We start from the raw sequence: 17,082 nt of genomic DNA on the forward strand, positions 1-17,082 counted from the left end.
ATGTCGCTGACCCACCGCTATCGCGAGCAAGCTCGCTCCCACAGGGGCACAGTGAATCCTGAAAGCAAAAAAAGCCCCGCATCTCTCAATGCGGGGCTTTTTCATTCAACGCCGGATCAGTTGGCCGTCACGACCGCCTGACCACTCAACGCCAGGTCCAGCAGCTCGCGGTTGGCGACCGCGTACATGGCGTAGTCGGTGCCGCTGGCGGCACGGATATCCACCAGCATCGCACGCCAGCGCTCGACCATGCTGTGATGCTGCTCCAGCCATAGCGCCAGGCGGGTTTCCACGTCCTGGGAACCGTCGCCCTCCTGCAGGACCGAGATGGTGATCGCCCGTTGCTGCCAGTCGATGTCGTCGCGGAACGCTTCACGGGCCAGTGCCTGCCAGTTGTTTTCCACCGGCAGTGCGCTGATCTGTTGCAGGTACCAGGTGATGTCCAGGGCACTGCCCACGGCGAAGTAAGCCTTGGCCACATCGGCGGCGTTCTGGCCGGTGACGTCGGACGCCTCGATGATCGGCAGCAAGGTGTACAGGTGCGTGGTGCCGGCAACCATGCGCGCCAGCAACTCCGGCACGCCAGCAGCCACATAGGCCTGGTAACGGGTCTGCCAGCCTTCACGGGTCGGGCCTTCCAGCAGTTCGTCGAGCTTGAGGCCCAACGCGGCCAGGTGCGGACCGAAGTGAGCGACGTCACGGGCCGCGTTCTGCTCGTTGCGACGGCTGCGCAGGAACCAGCGCGTGGCGCGACGCCCCAGGCGCATCAGCTCGTCCATCAGCTCCAGTTGCACGTCGGCCGAGACCTGGTGGTCGAGGGCTTCGATCTGCCGGAACCAGTGCGGGAGGTGGAAGATATCGCGCACGATCACATAGGCACCGGCCACGTTCGCCGGGCTCATGCCCGTCGACTCCTTGAGCCGTTGAACGAAGGTGATGCCCATGTGGTTGACCAGGTCGTTGGCGATCTGGGTGCTGACGATCTCGCGCTTGAGGCGATGGCGACGCATGGCCTCAGAGAACTTGCTCACCAGCGTCGGCGGGAACGCGGTTTCCATGTCACGGGTCAGGTAATCGTCGTCCGGTACCAGGGAGTTGAGCAGCGCTTCCTTGAGGTCGATCTTGCTGTAGGAGATCAGCACCGACAGTTCGGCACGGGTCAGGCCGTGGCCCGCCGCAACACGTTCGGCCAGTTGCTCTTCCGTCGGCAGGAACTCGATGGCGCGGTCCAGCTTGCCCCGGGCTTCCAGATCGTTCATCAGGCGCTTGTATTCGGCGATCCGCACGAAGGCGCGGCGTGCCGCCAGGGACAGGGCCTGAGTCTGCTTGTAGTTGTTGCCCAATACCAGGCCACCGACTTCGTCGGTCATGCTCGCCAGCAACTGGTTGCGTTGCTTGTCGGTCATGTCGCCGGCCTGCACCACTTCGTTGAGCAGGATCTTGATGTTCACTTCATGGTCGGAGCAGTCCACGCCGCCCGCGTTGTCGATGAAGTCGGTGTTGGAACCGCCCCCATTGAGGCCGAACTCGACGCGACCCAGTTGGGTCATGCCCAGGTTACCGCCCTCGCCCACGACCTTGCAGCGCAGTTCGTTGCCGTTCACGCGCAGCGCATCGTTGGCCTTGTCGCCGACATCGGCGTGGCTTTCGGTGCTGGCCTTGACGTAGGTGCCGATACCGCCGTTCCACAGCAGGTCCACCGGCGCCTTGAGCAAGGCGTTGAGCAACTCGGTCGGGGTGAGTTTGTCGGCCTTGATGTCGAAGCGTTCTTTCATCTGCGGCGAGATGGCGATGCTCTTCGCGCTGCGCGAGAAGATACCGCCGCCTTCGGACATGATGCTGGTGTCGTAGTCGGTCCAGGCCGAACGCGGCAGATCGAACAGGCGCTTGCGCTCGGCAAAGCTGCTGGCGGGCTCCGGGTTCGGGTCGATGAAGATGTGCAGGTGGTTGAAGGCCGCGACCAGTTGCAGCTTGTCGGACATCAACAAACCGTTGCCGAACACGTCGCCGGCCATGTCGCCGACGCCCACCACGGTGATGCTGTCTTCCTGGACATTGATGCCGCGCTCGCGGAAGTGGCGCTGCACGCCGACCCATGCGCCCTTGGCGGTGATGCCCATTTTCTTGTGGTCGTAGCCGGCCGAACCGCCGGAGGCAAACGCATCGCCCAGCCAGAAGCCGTAGTCGATGGCGATGCCGTTGGCGATGTCGGAGAAGGTCGCAGTGCCCTTGTCCGCCGCGACCACCAGGTACGGGTCATCGTCGTCATGGCGCACGACGTTGGCCGGCGGAACCAGCGCGCCGTCCTTGAGGTTGTCGGTGATGTCCAACAGGCCCGAGATGAAGATGCGGTAGCAGGCGATACCCTCCGCCGCGATCTCGTCCCGGCTACCGCCCAGCGGCAGGCGACGTGGCAGGAAACCGCCCTTGGCGCCCACCGGCACGATCACCGAGTTCTTCACTTGCTGGGCTTTTACCAGGCCCAGCACTTCGGTACGGTAGTCTTCTTCACGGTCGGACCAGCGCAGGCCACCGCGGGCGACGTTGCCGAAGCGCAGGTGCACGCCTTCGACCCGTGGCGAGTAGACGAAGATCTCGAACTTCGGTACGGGCTTGGGCAGTTCCGGGATCAGGTGCGGGTTGAACTTGAAGCTGAAGTAGGACTTGTTCTGGCCGTTGGCGTCGGTCTGGTAGAAGTTGGTCCGCAGGGTGGCCTTGATCAGGTCCAGGTAGCGACGCAGGATGCGGTCTTCGTTGAGCACCTGGACATCGTCCAGGGCCGAGAGGATCGCTTGCTCCAGACGCAACTGCTTGTCTTCCAGGTCATCGCCGCTGAGCTTGCGCGCCAGGTAGAAGCGGGTCTTGAACAACCGGGTCAGTTCGCGAGCGATGTCGGTGTGGTTGTTCAGGGTGCTGGCGATGTAACCCAAGTCGAAGCCCAGGCGGATCTGCTTCAGGTAACGGGCGTAGGCACGCAGCAGCGCCACGTCGCGCCATGGCAGGCCGGCGGTCAGCACCAGGCGGTTGAACGCATCGTTCTCGGCATCGCCACGCACGATATGGACGAAGGCGTCCTGCAAGGTGTCGTTGAGTTGCTGGATGTCCAGGTCCAGGCCTTCGGCGGCGGTGAACGCGAAATCATGAATCCAGAACTCGCGGCCGTTGGTGTGGCGCAAGCGGTACGGGAATTCACCGAGCACGCGCAGACCGAGGTTTTCCAGGATCGGCAGCACGTCGGACAGCGCCAGCGGGGTGTCGGCGTGATACAGCTTGCAATGCAGCTCGCGCTGGCCGGAGACCTGGCCCAGCGGCTGGTAGAAGCTCATGACCAGCGGGTTCTTTTCGTTCAGGTTCAGCAGGTGCTGCATGTCCACCACCGCCGAGTGCGCGGCAAAGCGCTCGCGGTAGCCGGCCGGGAAGCCTTTCGGGAAATCCGACAGCACATTGGTGCCCTGGGCTTCGCCGAAACTTTCGATGACCAGGCTGGCGTAGTCGTCCTTCCAGCTGCGGCAAGCCTGCACGACTTCTTTTTCCAGCAGCAGCGGGTCGATGTCGAGGCGGTTCTTCGGGTCCACCCGCAGGATCAACTGCACACGGGCCAACACGGATTCGGAGAAGAACGTCCAGAATTCGCAGTCCGTGGCCTTCAGGCGATCCATCAGCACTTGCTGGATCTTCTGGCGCACCTCGGTGGAATAGATGTCACGTGGCACGTAGGCCAGGCAGTAGCAGAAACGGCCATACGGGTCTTTGCGCAGGAACACGCGGATCTTGTTGCGCTCCTGGATCTGCACGATGGACATGACGGTGCTGAACAGCTCGTCTACCGGGGTCTGGAACAGGTCGTCACGGGGCAGCACTTCGACCACCTGGGCCAGTTCCTTGCCCAGGTGCGCCTTGGCCTGGAAGCCCGAGCGGCGCTCGATTTCCGCGACCTTGCGACGGATGTACGGGATGACCCGCACGCTCTCGCCATACACCGAAGAGGTGTACAGGCCCATGAAACGGCATTCCTTGATGACCTTGCCGCTGGCGTCGATTTCGCGGATCGACACGTAGTCCGGGTAGGCCGGACGGTGCACGCGGCTCGGGTGTGCGGCCTTGGCGAACGACAACAGCGTCGGCTCGCGCAGGTAGGCGACGGCGTAGTCTTCGATGCGCAGGTCTTCGGCGGTCAGGCCGGCGCGCAGCAATTTGGTCAGGCCGAGGAACGAGTCGGGGTCGTACTCGATGTGACCGCCGTCGGCCTCATCGCGCACCACGAACTCTTCGTAACCCAGGAAGGTGAAATGGTTACCCACCAGCCATTCCAGGAAGCTCTTGATCTCGCTCTTTTCATCAGCGTCGATGGCGTAGGCGCTGCTGTCCAGGCTGTCGAGGATTTCCTGGACCTTGGCTTTCATCGGTTCGAAATCAGCCACGGCCACGCGCACTTCGCCCAGCACTTGCTCAAGTTCCTTGCTCAGGACGTTGAGTTCGGCGGCGTTGGCGCAGCGGTCGATTTCCAGGTACATCAACGACTCTTGCAGGATGTCGTCGCCCTGGGTGCCTTTGGGCAGGATTTCCAGCAGCTCGCCCTTGCTGCCGCGACGCACGCTCAGCACAGTGGTTTGCAGGGTATGGATGCTGTAGCCGCGACGGTTCAGCTCGGTACGGACCGAGTCCACCAGGAACGGCAGGTCATGGTGCAACACTTCCACGGCCGTGTGGGTCGACTGCCAGCCGTGGCGTTCGTAATCGGGGTTGTAGACACGCACCTGCGGTTGCGTGTGATCAAAGCGCTCAAGCAGGCGCCAGGCAGACAGGGTGCAGCCAGCGAGGTCGGACAACCGGCGCTGGGTAAGTTCATCGAGGGAAATGATGCCGAAGAATTGTTCAGCGAACAGCGCCACTTGTGGCAGTGCCTGTTCACTGATGTGCTGCGCCAGTGCCGCTTGCAGTTGGTGCTGGAAGTCGGCTTTGCTGGCTGCGGTGAAGAACGCCATCTGTGGTACTCCGCTTGGGCTTGTTATTGATGAAAGCGTCGCGTGCAACCCCTTGCGGGGCTGTCGGCCACCCCGTTCCTGATTCTCGGGCAGAGGAAACAGGATGACAGGTGGGTGAAGCTGGACAGGACCCGCGGGTCACATCCTTTTCCATGTAATTTCATGTCATGGACACCTGCAAAAACCACCCGGGGGTGGCCTTGGCAGGTGCACATCCGTTGCGCAGCTTAACGAGTGCGACAACCTGCCTGCTTGCAGCGCTGCGACATATTCGGTCATCGGCTAGCGGTACGCCTCGAACAACCCTAGCAGCCTGCGGGACAAACGACACCTGGCGGCGTGAAATCGGCCTGGATCCAGCTAACCCAGCAGAAATTCTCCCGGGCTGGCAAAATCCCCTTTTCGTACCCGCAGGGCTCATCGAGCCAGGAGCCATCACCATGCAAATGACCACCGCCCTTCTGATCGCCAACCCGTGCGACGACGAAGAAGACAACATGGCCATGCTCTGCTGCCACAGCGCCCAGGGCGAAATGTTCCTGATGACGCGCTACCCCGACGAAGACGAACTGGAAATCACCCTCGACGGCGAACCCTCGACCCTGGATGGCGTGAAGGTGACGCTGAGCCCGACCTTGCTCAGGATCGAAATCGCTGCGGCGCACGCCGATGCGCTCAATGGCGATGATGTGCTGGAAATCAGTCACAACAGCGATGCGGCGGATCTGGCGGAAGTGGAATTGACCCTGCAGAACATTCTCCGGGGCACGGGGACCTATGTAAGACAGGACTGATCCCAGCGTCTCCACGGACGCCATCGCGAGCAAGTTTGCTCCCACAGGAATGGCGTCGTTCACCGATCTGTACAAGTCATCAGTGTGGGAGCGAGCTTGCTCGCGATGGCGGTGGCTCTGCTTGCATAGAGAGTGACCGTCATCTCCAAAACCGCTCGCGACGTGGCAACCGTCGGTCGCTCTCGTATCGAGACGCCCTTGACGGGCGACTGTGTTCTGAGGTTTCCTGAAACCGGTTTCAGAACCCCTGAATAACGCTAATAAGCAGGTTTCTATCCGTGAATTCTTTCTCCGCCGCCCAGCGCAGCCGCGTAACCATGCTTGATGTCGCCGAACGCGCCGGGGTCTCCAAGGCCAGTGTCTCGCGTTTCATTGGCGAAGACCGTGCCCTGCTCTCCGAAGCCATCGCCCGGCGCATCGAGCAGGCCATCAGCGAGCTGGGCTACCGGCCGAACCAGATGGCCCGCGGCCTCAAGCGCGGGCGCACACGCCTGATCGGCATGCTGGTGGCCGATATCCGCAACCCTTATTCGATTGCCGTGATGCATGGCGTGGAAACCGCCTGCCGTCGCCATGGCTACAGCCTGGTGGTGTGCAACACCGACCGCGACGACGAGCAGGAACGCCAGCACCTGGCGCTGCTGCGTGCCTACAACATCGAAGGGTTGATCGTGAACACCTTGGGTCACCACCGTGACGAACTGTTCGAGCTGCGCAGCGAAATGCCCCTGGTGCTGGTGGATCGCAAGGTCGATCGCCTCGACAGCGACCTGGTCGGGCTGGACAACCCGGCGGCCATCGAAATGGCCCTCGATCACCTTGAACAACGGGGCTACCGCGATCTGTTGCTGGTGACCGAACCGTTCGACGGCACCAGTTCGCGAATCGAGCGGGTCGAGAGTTTCAAGGCTGGCATCCAACGACGGCCTGCCCTGGCCGGCACCGTGGTGGAAACCTGCGATCAGTTGACCACGCGCATCAAGACCTTTCTTGCCCAGCCTGGCCATGGCCCCAAGGCGTTGTTCTGCGCCAATGGCATTGCCGCCCTCGCCGCGACGACGGTGTTGCGCGAGCTGGGTTGCCACTTGTTCGACGACGTGGGCCTGATCGCCCTCGATGACTTGGATTGGTACCCCTTGGTGGGCAGCGGCATCACGGCCCTGGCCCAACCGACAGCGCAGATCGGCGCCAGCGCGTTCGAATGCCTGCTCAAGCGCTTGCGCGGTGACAACGGGCCGGTGCGGACCCTGGATTTTGCGGCGCGGTTGATTGAGCGTGGGTCGACGCTTGGGAATGGTCGGTGATGGTGAGGGCCCTATCGCGAGCAAGCTCGCTCCCACACTGGATCTGTGGCGCACTGAAGATCCCTGTGGGAGCGAGCTTGCTCGCGATAAGGCCCTGAAACACACCCCCTTTTTTTGAACCCTTTTTTTGAACAAAACTGAAACCGGTTTCAGAGGTATAACAACAATGCACAACCCACCCGTCTCCATCAGTCTTTCCAGCTACGGCGCCGACCTGGTGCGGCAGCATGGCCAAGGCCGTTTCATCGATCTGTTGGCCGCCGCCGGTGCCTCGCGCATCGAATGGCGCGAAGAATTGCTCACCACCGAACAGCCCGCTGAACTGGCCGCCGCTGCCCGGGCCCAGGGGCTGCAGAGTATTTTTTCGTCGCCCCTGGAACTGTGGCTCGCCGGCCAGTCCAGGCCCAACCCCGCCCTGGCGCTGGCCCTGCAACGCGGCGAGGCGTTCGGTTCGACCTGGCTGAAAGTCTCCCTCGGGCATTTCACCGACTCCAATGACCTGTCGGCGCTGGCCCAGGTGCTCGCCGCCAGCCCGGTGCAGTTGCTGGTGGAAAACGACCAGACCTTGCAGGGCGGGCGGATCGAACCGTTGCAACGGTTCTTCACCGCAATGGAGCACCAGGGGCTCCCCGTCGCCATGACCTTCGACATTGGCAACTGGCAATGGCAGGACCAATCGGCCGCCGTGGCCGCCCGACAGCTCGGCCGGTATGTGGCGTATGTGCACTGCAAGGCCGTGGCCCGGCGCGCCGACGGCAAACTCGTCGCCGTGCCTCCGGCCATGACCGACCTGCACGTGTGGGAACAACTGCTCAAGCATATGCCCGCCGGCGTGATGCGCGCCGCCGAGTACCCGCTGCAAGACGATGACCTGCTGCAATTGACCGCCAGCCATGTCGCCACCCTGTCCCGCCTCGGGCAATCGCGCCAGGAGCCTGCCCATGTCTGAGTTCGATGTGTTGTCGTTCGGTGAAACCATGGCAATGCTGGTGGCGGATCAGCGCGGTGACCTGGCCAGCGTCGACCAGTTTCACAAGCGCATTGCGGGGGCCGACAGCAACGTGGCCATCGGCCTGTCGCGGCTGGGCTTCAAGGTGGCGTGGCTGAGTCGGGTCGGCGCCGATTCCCTGGGGCGCTTCGTGACGCAGACCCTGGAAAACGAGGGCCTGGATTGTCGTCACGTGGCGGTCGACCCGCAGCACCCCACCGGCTTCCAGTTCAAGTCCCTTACCGTCGATGGCAGCGACCCGCAAGTCGAGTATTTCCGGCGCAGCTCGGCGGCCAGTCATCTGTCGATCAGCTCCATCGCGCCTGCGCTGCTTGAGGCCCGTCACGTGCACGCCACCGGCATCGTCCCGGCGCTGTCGGGCACGGCCCGCGAGATGTCCTTCGAATTGATGAGCCGTATGCGCGCGGCCGGTCGCAGCCTGTCGTTCGACCCTAACCTCAGGCCAAGCCTATGGGGCAGCGAGTCGACGATGATCACTGAAATCAATCGCCTCGCCGCCCTCGCCCACTGGGTCTTGCCGGGGCTCGGCGAAGGCCGGCTGCTGACCGGCTTCGACGACCCGGCCGACATCGCCGCGTTCTACCTGGATCAAGGTGCCGAAATCGTCGTGATCAAGCTCGGCGCGGACGGCGCCTATTACCGCACGGCGCTGGACCAGGGCGTCATCCCCGGCGTGCCGGTGGCCCACGTGGTGGACACCGTGGGCGCCGGTGATGGCTTCGCCGTGGGCCTGATCAGCGCATTGCTCGAAGGCCAGGCCATTACCGAGGCCGTGCAGCGCGCCAACTGGATTGGCAGCCGCGCGGTGCAGAGCCGTGGGGATATGGAAGGGTTGCCGACGCGCCTTGAGTTATTGGCTGAATTTGAAACCGCCGATCGCGAGCAAGCTCGCTCCCACATGGGATCGAGTTAACCCCTGTGGGAGCGAGCTTGCTCGCGATAGAGGCCACCGCAAAACACACCTGCTGCAAACAAAAACAACAAGCTCAGGAGTCAACGACATGCAAACGCTCAACCTCGCCACCCGCCGCTGGTGGTACATCATGCCCATCGTCTTCATCACCTACAGCCTGGCCTACCTCGACCGGGCCAATTATGGATTTGCCGCCGCCTCGGGCATGGCCAAGGACCTGATGATCACCCCAGGGCTTTCGTCGCTGCTGGGCGCCCTGTTTTTCCTCGGCTACTTTTTCTTCCAGGTCCCGGGGGCGATCTACGCGCAAAAGCACAGCGTGAAGAAGCTGATCTTCGTCAGCCTGATCCTCTGGGGTTCGCTGGCCACCCTGACGGGCGTGGTCTCCAATGCCTACTGGCTGATCGTGATCCGTTTCATGCTCGGGGTGGTCGAGGCCGCGGTGATGCCGGCGATGCTGGTGTACCTGTGCCACTGGTTCACCCGGGCCGAACGCTCGCGCGCCAATACCTTCCTGATCCTCGGCAACCCGGTGACCATGCTGTGGATGTCCGTGGTCTCGGGCTACCTGGTGCAGCGATTCGACTGGCGCTGGATGTTCATCATCGAGGGCCTGCCGGCGGTGCTTTGGGCCTTTGTCTGGTGGCGCCTGGCCGATGATCGCCCGGCCCAGGCCAAGTGGCTCAGCGACCAGGAAAAACATGATCTGGAAAGTGCCTTGGCCGCCGAACAGGTCGGCATCAAGGCGGTGAAGAATTACGCCGAAGCCTTCCGCTCTCCCAAGGTGATCATCCTGGCGTTGCAGTTTTTCTGCTGGAGCATCGGCGTCTACGGGTTTGTGCTGTGGTTGCCGTCGATCCTCAAGGCAGGCCTGCAGATGAACATGGTCGAGGCCGGGTGGCTGTCGTCCTTGCCGTACCTGGCCGCGGTGATCGGCATGCTGGTGGTGTCCTGGGCGTCGGACAAGGCACAGAAGCGCAAGCGTTTTGTCTGGCCGCCGCTGCTGATCGCCTCTATCGCGTTCTACGCCTCCTACCTGCTGGGGGCCGAGCACTTCTGGTGGTCCTATGGCTTGCTGGTGGTCGCCGGGGCCTGCATGTACGCGCCCTACGGTCCGTTCTTCGCCATCGTTCCGGAAATCCTCCCGGCCAATGTCGCTGGCGGCGCCATGGCGTTGATCAACAGCATGGGCGCGCTGGGTTCGTTCGGCGGTTCGTACCTGGTGGGCTACCTCAACGGCACCACCGGCTCCCCTGGCATGTCCTTCCTGCTGATGAGCGGCGCCTTGCTGCTGTCGGTCGTGCTGACCCTCGCCCTCAAGCCCGGCGCAAGCGACCGGACCGTCTCCCACCCCGCGACGCCAAACCCGGCGCCTGCCCGTTCCTGAATCGAGACCCATCCATGAAAAAGCACGTGGTGTTGTACAAAACGCTGTCACCTCAATTGATGGCTCGCCTGCAAGCCCAGGCCCAAGTCACGCTCATCGAACGCCTCGATGCCCAAGGCCTGGCACAACTGCGCGACGCCCTGCCCACGGCCCACGGCCTGCTGGGCGCCAGCCTCAAGCTGGATGCGGCGCTGCTGGACCTGGCGCCGAACCTGCAAGCCATCGCCAGCGTCTCGGTGGGGGTCGACAATTACGACATCGACTACCTGACCGAACGCCGGATCCTGTTGACCAATACCCCGGACGTGCTCACCGAGACCACCGCGGACACCGGTTTCGCCCTGATCCTGGCAACCGCCCGGCGCGTGGTGGAGCTGGCCAACCTGGTGCGCAGCGGCGGCTGGCAACAGAGCATCGGCCCCCGGCATTTCGGCACCGACGTCCATGGCAAGACCCTGGGCATCATCGGCATGGGGCGCATCGGCGAAGCCTTGGCCCAGCGCGGCCACTTCGGCTTCGGCATGCCGGTGCTCTACCACAGCCACTCGCCCAAGCCCGCGGTCGAGCAGCGTTTCGACGCACGCTATTGCAGCCTCGAAACATTGTTGCAGCAGGCGGACTTCGTTTGCCTGACCTTGCCCTTGACGGCTGAAACCCAAGGGCTGATCGATGCGCAGGCGTTTGCCCGAATGCGTCCCGAGACCCTCTTCATCAATATCTCCCGGGGAAAAGTGGTGGATGAAGCGGCACTGATCGACGCCCTGCGCAACAAACAGATCCGTGGCGCGGGGCTGGATGTCTTCGAGCGCGAGCCCTTGAGTGCCGATTCACCGCTGTTGCAACTGGACAACGTGGTAGCGACACCGCACATGGGCTCGGCCACCCACGAGACCCGGGAAGCGATGGCGCGCTGTGCGGTGGACAACCTGTTGGCGGCATTGGTGGGTGAGCGGCCGGCGAATCTGGTGAATGCGGGGGCGTGGGTAGGCTGACGTATTGCCGCCTTCGAATATGCCATCGCAAGCAGGATCGCGATGGCAACCGTGTCCATTCAGACCTGCACGCAACACAACCTTCCCCGGACACCCCCGCCTTATAACACCTCTGCAGCCTTGTCGGATGGCCCTTTCGATCCGTTCTTAAAATAATATAAACATTCCAAACGACGAAAACAGCAACGAGAAACAATGCTTTCAACAAAGCAGCTACATTCCTACATCGCCCTCCTACTCAACAGCAAGAACAAACCTACGACAGCCTCGGAAGTCCCGCAATAGCCTTCATCCCACCCCAATGTTATTAATTAATCACTTGCGAACACACGCAAGTTGGGCACTCGCGTCGCGACACCCATTAACTACATTGGAGTAAATCGACATGGGCAGGAAACGCTCTGAAATAAATAATACCTTCTTTGGTCTGCCACAGGCATTAGGTTTTTCTAAAGGCCTCCTCGAAACGGAAGCCGATTTTTTTGCGTCACTGATCAATTAAACCAGTGACCGATTAAATATCGGCGAACAGATGCCGGAAGGATCTCCTTCCGGCATCTGTTAACGGAGATTCATATGTCCGAACGAGAACTAGCACCCACCGAAGCGCTATTCAATATCATGTCCACGCTTCATACACTGGGCCTCAGTGCAGTAACACGGTACACGACACCATCCAAGCTGGTAGCGACGGCTGAGTTGTTTGATGGCAACGATAATCTAGTTGAATCGGGGGCTGGCAAGGGACCAGACTCACTCATAGGCGCACTGGCAGAAAGCATTGAACACTTCAGCACCTTTCAGCCGCTTGCTGATTCTCCCCCACGGTATCGCTCCGATAAGATAGCTACTCAAAAAGCCGTCACAGAAGATGGGATTTTTACCAGCCTGCCTCACACCGGAAAATTAATCGAATGCTATAGGCTTACGTCGCTCGACAACAATGAAGAGTTATTCGCCCCTTGCGCCCTTCTATGCCCTGAAACGACGCAATCCGTCCACGAAGATTCGAATTCCGCATTGCATTTTCTATCTCGCTACTCATCAAACTCAGGAATTGCTTTTGGTTGCACAGAGAACGAAGCACTGTTACATGGCACGCACGAAATAATCGAGAGGCATATCCTGTCTCTTTTCTATATGACTATCTGTGGCCTCGGCCCGGCAATAGAACTGTACATACCTTCTACCGCTTTGCTTGAAACAGCGCTGAGGGGTCACCCCTCTGCCTTGGCATCAGTGAGAAAACTGCGAGTGATTATTATCAAGGATGTGCTGTCAGTTTATTTTGCCGTGGCATTTCCCAAAGCAGGCCCTGGACCTCACCATCTTTCACCCATTGGCTCCGGATGCTCGCTTGAAATCCATACTGCAATCCAAAGGGCAGTAACTGAACAGTTCCAGTCCGAGGACTTATATGATGCAACTGAAGAATCTATAGATAGAGAAGCTTTTGATTTACTATCCCAATCAAAGCACCTTAAACATCTAATTGACTTCGCACCAGTCACAAGTGCGACACTTCCTATTATTGATATTCCTGCGCACACCGGCTCCGCGACAGTTTCCACACAATTAGAAACACTGCAAAAAAACCTATCAAATACAGGATTGAAAATATTCCGTCGAACCGTAGCCTGCTTTTCAAGCAACAGCCTTGTCACTCAAGTTTATATCCCAGGACTTGAGCGCTTCAATATCATTCGAAGCGGTCGCTTGGTGGCGCCTCAGCACGTGTTGCGCGGTTGAACTACCGAAACACGAATCGACCAGGAGCGAGTACATGCACAGCATCCGCACAATGATAAAAAACGCCTATAAAAAACACACCAAACTCCTAGTAGTGACCATAGTCACGATCATCGCACTCAAACTCATCACACTCGCCCCGCCACTGTTACTTGGAACCATCATCGACACCCTGCAAGGCAACAGAAACCCAGCATCCAGCACGCTGCTCGCACTGACGACAGGCTTGATTGTCGCGGGATGTATTCATGCCATCATCACTCCGCTGCAAATCCATGCGCTGTCCAAGCTGGTACAAAGCATTATCATGAATGCGTCCATCGAGTGGATCACCGAACTCATGGGCAAGGAGTTTTCGTTATTCAATTCCTGGAGGATCGGCCACTTCATCAAATCGGTCGAGCGCGGAATTACTGCTCACGAACAACTGCTAACGTTCATTGTGACCATTGCGCTCCCCGTACTCTTGGAGTTCCTAGTTGTTGGGGCGGCTTTTATTTATATTGGGGGCAGTGAAATCTTTTTGAGCATGACGGCGTTTGGAATCATCTATCTGGCTGCTACCCATAAAATCATCAGATGGCGGAGAAAGCACATCGATGCAGTCAATGAACAGGAAGATGAATTAAGTGCCCACCTCTACAACACCCTCAACGCGGGAAAAGTCATAAAACTGGAAAGCACCATACCTACGGCCCTGCGCCCGTTGAACGCGGCGTTCGGAGGCTATGCCAACGCTGCGGTAACTACAGCATCATCGGGCGGCCTGCTGAGCACCGCCAAGATATTGTTCATCAGCCTTTCCACTGGGGGATTGCTCTACTGGGGCGTCGTGGACCAACTGTCGGGGCAGCCCAGTATCAGTGTCGGGCAGCTGGTTGCCATTTTTTCAATCGCGGGGAGCTATCTGCTCAGTATTTCAACCTTGACTGAAGGGTATCGTGTTCTTGATCAGTTCCTTGCAGACCAGCGTCAATTTCAAGGTCTGCTATCACTTCCGGATTTCGATTGCAGCAATCGGCTGGCGCGAGTTGATTCCCAGCGGTCCTCAGTCCTGGAACTCGGCCCCTGCGAAGTGGCAGGAGCAGGACCGCTTCGCCTGTCGATCAAGCGCTCCCTGGCATTTACTCAAGGGCAGTCAGTGGCCATTACGGGCCCTAGCGGCGCAGGCAAAACCACTTTTCTGGAAGTGCTCGCCGGACTTGATGCATCAACGCGAGACCAACTGAGTATCGACTCGGCACCGGTCTCACTTTTGACCGGTCAAGCTCACCTGGACGCCTTGAGATACTGTCCACAACAACCACGGTTTCTGGAAGGCTTTTTTGAACAATCGGTTCTGTTCGGAGGCAACGCATCGCCGATTTTGTCTAGAGCCATACAGCAATTGGAACTGGATGAGATCGTGACAACACGTCAGGTCAGCGAAAATGCATCGAATATCTCGGGAGGTGAAGCCAAACGCCTATCGCTGCTGCGCCTGATCAACAAGCCCGGAAAATTCAATATGTTCGACGAGCCAAGCGCATCCATCGAACCCAGGCTGACCACGCCCCTCTGGGACCTGTTATTCGACGTTTTTGCTGGGCAGGGGTTGATCTGTGTCACCCATGACGTTGACCACCTGCATCGGTTTGATCGGGTCATTGTGATGCATGACGGGGCAATCGTGGACGATGGTCCGTGGCGGGAGTTGGTCGACAGGCCAGCAGTCAAGCTGCTGGTGGATGAGATTAGGATGCAGAGCTAACGAAATAGGGTGGTGGATCTGCTGCCGTCATCGCGAGCAAGCTCGCTCCCACAGGTTTTTCGGTTTGCCCAGGATTTAAGGAATGACACAAGTCCCTTGTGGCGAGGGAGCTTGCTCCCGTTCGGCTGCGCGTAGGAGCTGCCGAAGGCTGCGATCTTTTGATCTTTCGCTCGGGACTCAATTGTCTGGGAAAAGATCGCAGCCTCGTTGCACTCGACAGCTCCTACACAGCTCCTACACCGCAGCCCAGCGGGAGCATGCTCCCTCGCCACGGGGGCTATGTCGGCTGACGGGTTTCGATGTTGTCCAGTGCACGGTTCGCCAGCAGGCTGCCCAGTTCGATCAGTTGCTGAATGCCCAGGAGGAAATGCCGGCGTGAACCGTCCAGGTCGAAGGCAAGGTCATTGACCATGGCATTGGCCGAAGCCAGGGTTTCGCTGAGGTTGGCAAGCAGGCTTTCGGTGTCGATGTCTTTGTTGACGGTGAAGAGTTGGCCGGGCGCAGGTTCTGCTTCGGCTTTGTCCGGTTTGGGGTTCAGGTAATGGTCGAGGACTCGGTCGGTGACTTCGTCGTGTTTTTGGGACTTGGTTTTTGGACGCGGTGAGGTTGGTTCGGTGTTCGGCGGGTTTGGAGTTGCTTTGAACATTGATAAAGCTCCAGGTGAGAAATTGGAGCCATCCCTCTCGCTACCAAACGAATGGGTGATGGCCATACGGAGGTTGGTAGACCGGTCACCTGAGAACCCGGCGCATCCGAAGACGCCCTACGCATGGCCACCATAAAACGGAGGGCGAAGAGCCCCGTGCATTCAATGGACTGCGCGTCAGGAGAGCCGGGCTACCAAACCCGATCGCTGATTCCTCAGCGACCCGGAAACGATAGAACCTGCCTCCCAAGCGCACAAGCCGGCGGATTCTGGCGCAGTCGTAGGCAATGGCGCAAGACAACGTAGCCCGATACAGAACACTCCTACATCCCGATAAACACCCCTTCATTTTGTGAGTGCTTCGCACTCAAGCGGGAGCAAGCTCCCTCGCCACGGGGTAAGTGCGCCTGTCGGGTGGGATTCATGGCAAGCAACCCCACCCCCACAATCTTTCCAAGCCGATCACAATTCACACGGCCAATCAAAATCCCGTTAGTCGCCACCCCCCGCCATGCATTAAAGTAACGCCCCCAGCCCCGGCGTTATCCGAACGCCTGGGGCCACCCTTTCCAGGAACAGTCACCGATGGAACATCGTGAAGCGCTGCTGGCGCTGCGAACCTTTCTTTCAACGCAGATTCTCGGCCAGGAAAAACTCATCGAGCGCCTGCTCATCGCCTTGCTCGCCGACGGTCATATGCTGGTGGAAGGCGCGCCTGGGCTGGCCAAGACCAAGGCCATCAAAGAGCTGGCCGAGGGCATCGAAGCGCAGTTCCATCGTATCCAGTTCACCCCTGACCTGCTGCCCGCCGACATTACCGGCACGGAAATCTACCGGCCGGAAACCGGCAGTTTCGTGTTCCAGCAAGGGCCGATTTTCCATAACCTGGTGCTGGCGGACGAAATCAACCGCGCCCCGGCCAAGGTCCAGTCGGCCCTGCTCGAAGCCATGGCCGAACGCCAGGTCAGTGTCGGGCGCAGCACGTATGAACTGTCGCCGCTGTTCCTGGTGATGGCCACGCAGAACCCGATCGAGCAGGAAGGCACCTACCCGCTGCCCGAAGCCCAGCTCGACCGGTTCCTGATGCATGTCAAGATCGGTTTTCCCGATGCTGCCGTGGAGCGCCGCATCCTGCAGCAGGCCCGGGGTGAAGCGCTGAACGGCGAGACCAAGCCCGAGCGCCGCGTGAGCCAGCAGGCGATCTTCTCCGCACGCAAGGAAATCCTCGGGTTGTACATGGCCGACGCCGTGGAGGAGTACCTGGTGCAACTGATCATGGCCACCCGCAACCCGGCCAAGTTCGATCCGGAAATGGCCGAGTGGATCGCCTACGGCGCCAGTCCGCGGGGTTCCATCGCCCTTGACCGCTGCGCCCGTGCCCATGCCTGGCTGGCCGGGCGCGACTTTGTCAGCCCGGAAGATATCCAGGCCGTGCTGTTCGACGTGCTGCGCCATCGCATCATCCTGTCGTTCGAAGCCGAGGCCGCCGGCATCGACCAGGACCGGGTCGTGCAGCGGATTCTCGACGTCGTCGCTGTCGCTTGAGCATGAGT

11 protein-coding genes are annotated in these 17,082 nt (G+C 60.1%); 9 read left to right on the top strand and 2 right to left on the bottom strand.

The window, feature by feature from the left end:
- Positions 1–116: 116 nt before the first annotated feature.
- Positions 117–4,985 carry an NAD-glutamate dehydrogenase gene (locus tag BLQ55_RS03030; RefSeq protein WP_092198289.1) on the bottom strand — a complete coding sequence of 1,623 codons (4,869 nt, stop codon included), beginning with the start codon at positions 4,983–4,985 and terminating at the stop codon, positions 117–119.
- 440 nt (positions 4,986–5,425) lie between these two features.
- Between BLQ55_RS03030 and BLQ55_RS03035 the strand changes: the two genes are divergently transcribed.
- The 8 genes from BLQ55_RS03035 to BLQ55_RS03070 all read left to right on the top strand — a co-directional run bounded on the left by BLQ55_RS03035 (position 5,426) and on the right by BLQ55_RS03070 (position 14,883).
- Entirely contained in the window at positions 5,426–5,779 is a 354-nt protein-coding gene (locus BLQ55_RS03035; protein WP_092252299.1) for a hypothetical protein, read from the top strand.
- A gap of 278 nt (positions 5,780–6,057) precedes the next feature.
- Positions 6,058–7,083, top strand: a complete 1,026-nt coding sequence (locus tag BLQ55_RS03040; RefSeq protein WP_092252301.1) for a LacI family DNA-binding transcriptional regulator — start codon at positions 6,058–6,060, stop codon at positions 7,081–7,083.
- A gap of 166 nt (positions 7,084–7,249) precedes the next feature.
- A complete protein-coding gene (locus tag BLQ55_RS03045) occupies positions 7,250–8,032 on the top strand; it encodes an apurinic/apyrimidinic endonuclease family protein (protein WP_092252303.1) in 783 nt (260 codons plus the stop codon).
- On the top strand, positions 8,025–9,005 hold the full coding sequence (locus tag BLQ55_RS03050) for a sugar kinase (RefSeq protein ID WP_092252305.1): 981 nt from the start codon (positions 8,025–8,027) through the stop codon (positions 9,003–9,005). Before BLQ55_RS03045 ends, BLQ55_RS03050 begins: the two co-directional genes overlap by 8 nt.
- A gap of 88 nt (positions 9,006–9,093) precedes the next feature.
- A complete protein-coding gene (locus BLQ55_RS03055) occupies positions 9,094–10,392 on the top strand; it encodes an MFS transporter (RefSeq protein ID WP_092198274.1) in 1,299 nt (432 codons plus the stop codon).
- Positions 10,393–10,406: 14 nt separating this feature from the next.
- A complete protein-coding gene (locus BLQ55_RS03060; RefSeq protein WP_092252307.1) occupies positions 10,407–11,384 on the top strand; it encodes a 2-hydroxyacid dehydrogenase in 978 nt (325 codons plus the stop codon).
- Positions 11,385–11,960: 576 nt separating this feature from the next.
- Positions 11,961–13,133 (top strand): YcaO-like family protein, encoded by a 1,173-nt coding sequence (locus BLQ55_RS03065; protein ID WP_256326512.1) that lies wholly within the window; start codon positions 11,961–11,963, stop codon positions 13,131–13,133.
- Positions 13,134–13,167: 34 nt separating this feature from the next.
- Entirely contained in the window at positions 13,168–14,883 is a 1,716-nt protein-coding gene (locus BLQ55_RS03070) for an ATP-binding cassette domain-containing protein (protein ID WP_092252309.1), read from the top strand.
- Between the two features lie 277 nt (positions 14,884–15,160).
- Here BLQ55_RS03070 and BLQ55_RS03075 read toward each other — a convergent pair whose 3' ends face one another.
- A complete protein-coding gene (locus tag BLQ55_RS03075; protein WP_092252311.1) occupies positions 15,161–15,529 on the bottom strand; it encodes a DUF6124 family protein in 369 nt (122 codons plus the stop codon).
- 585 nt (positions 15,530–16,114) lie between these two features.
- Between BLQ55_RS03075 and BLQ55_RS03080 the strand changes: the two genes are divergently transcribed.
- Positions 16,115–17,074 carry an AAA family ATPase gene (locus tag BLQ55_RS03080; RefSeq protein ID WP_039589986.1) on the top strand — a complete coding sequence of 320 codons (960 nt, stop codon included), beginning with the start codon at positions 16,115–16,117 and terminating at the stop codon, positions 17,072–17,074.
- Positions 17,075–17,082 lie beyond the last annotated feature (8 nt).

Origin of the sequence: Pseudomonas sp. NFACC13-1 (assembly GCF_900104425.1) — a bacterium.
Taxonomy (GTDB): Bacteria; Pseudomonadota; Gammaproteobacteria; order Pseudomonadales; family Pseudomonadaceae; genus Aquipseudomonas; species Aquipseudomonas fluorescens_AA.

What these genes read in the sequence shown, in the direction of transcription:
- BLQ55_RS03035 (WP_092252299.1), top strand. Translation starts at nt 5,426, where the DNA reads ATGCAAATGACCACCGCCCTTCTGATCGCCAACCCGTGCGACGACGAA.
- BLQ55_RS03030 (WP_092198289.1), bottom strand. Translation starts at nt 4,985, where the DNA reads ATGGCGTTCTTCACCGCAGCCAGCAAAGCCGACTTCCAGCACCAACTG.
- BLQ55_RS03050 (WP_092252305.1), top strand. Translation starts at nt 8,025, where the DNA reads ATGTCTGAGTTCGATGTGTTGTCGTTCGGTGAAACCATGGCAATGCTG.
- BLQ55_RS03045 (WP_092252303.1), top strand. Translation starts at nt 7,250, where the DNA reads ATGCACAACCCACCCGTCTCCATCAGTCTTTCCAGCTACGGCGCCGAC.
- BLQ55_RS03060 (WP_092252307.1), top strand. Translation starts at nt 10,407, where the DNA reads ATGAAAAAGCACGTGGTGTTGTACAAAACGCTGTCACCTCAATTGATG.
- BLQ55_RS03065 (WP_256326512.1), top strand. Translation starts at nt 11,961, where the DNA reads ATGTCCGAACGAGAACTAGCACCCACCGAAGCGCTATTCAATATCATG.
- BLQ55_RS03075 (WP_092252311.1), bottom strand. Translation starts at nt 15,529, where the DNA reads ATGTTCAAAGCAACTCCAAACCCGCCGAACACCGAACCAACCTCACCG.
- BLQ55_RS03055 (WP_092198274.1), top strand. Translation starts at nt 9,094, where the DNA reads ATGCAAACGCTCAACCTCGCCACCCGCCGCTGGTGGTACATCATGCCC.
- BLQ55_RS03080 (WP_039589986.1), top strand. Translation starts at nt 16,115, where the DNA reads ATGGAACATCGTGAAGCGCTGCTGGCGCTGCGAACCTTTCTTTCAACG.
- BLQ55_RS03070 (WP_092252309.1), top strand. Translation starts at nt 13,168, where the DNA reads ATGCACAGCATCCGCACAATGATAAAAAACGCCTATAAAAAACACACC.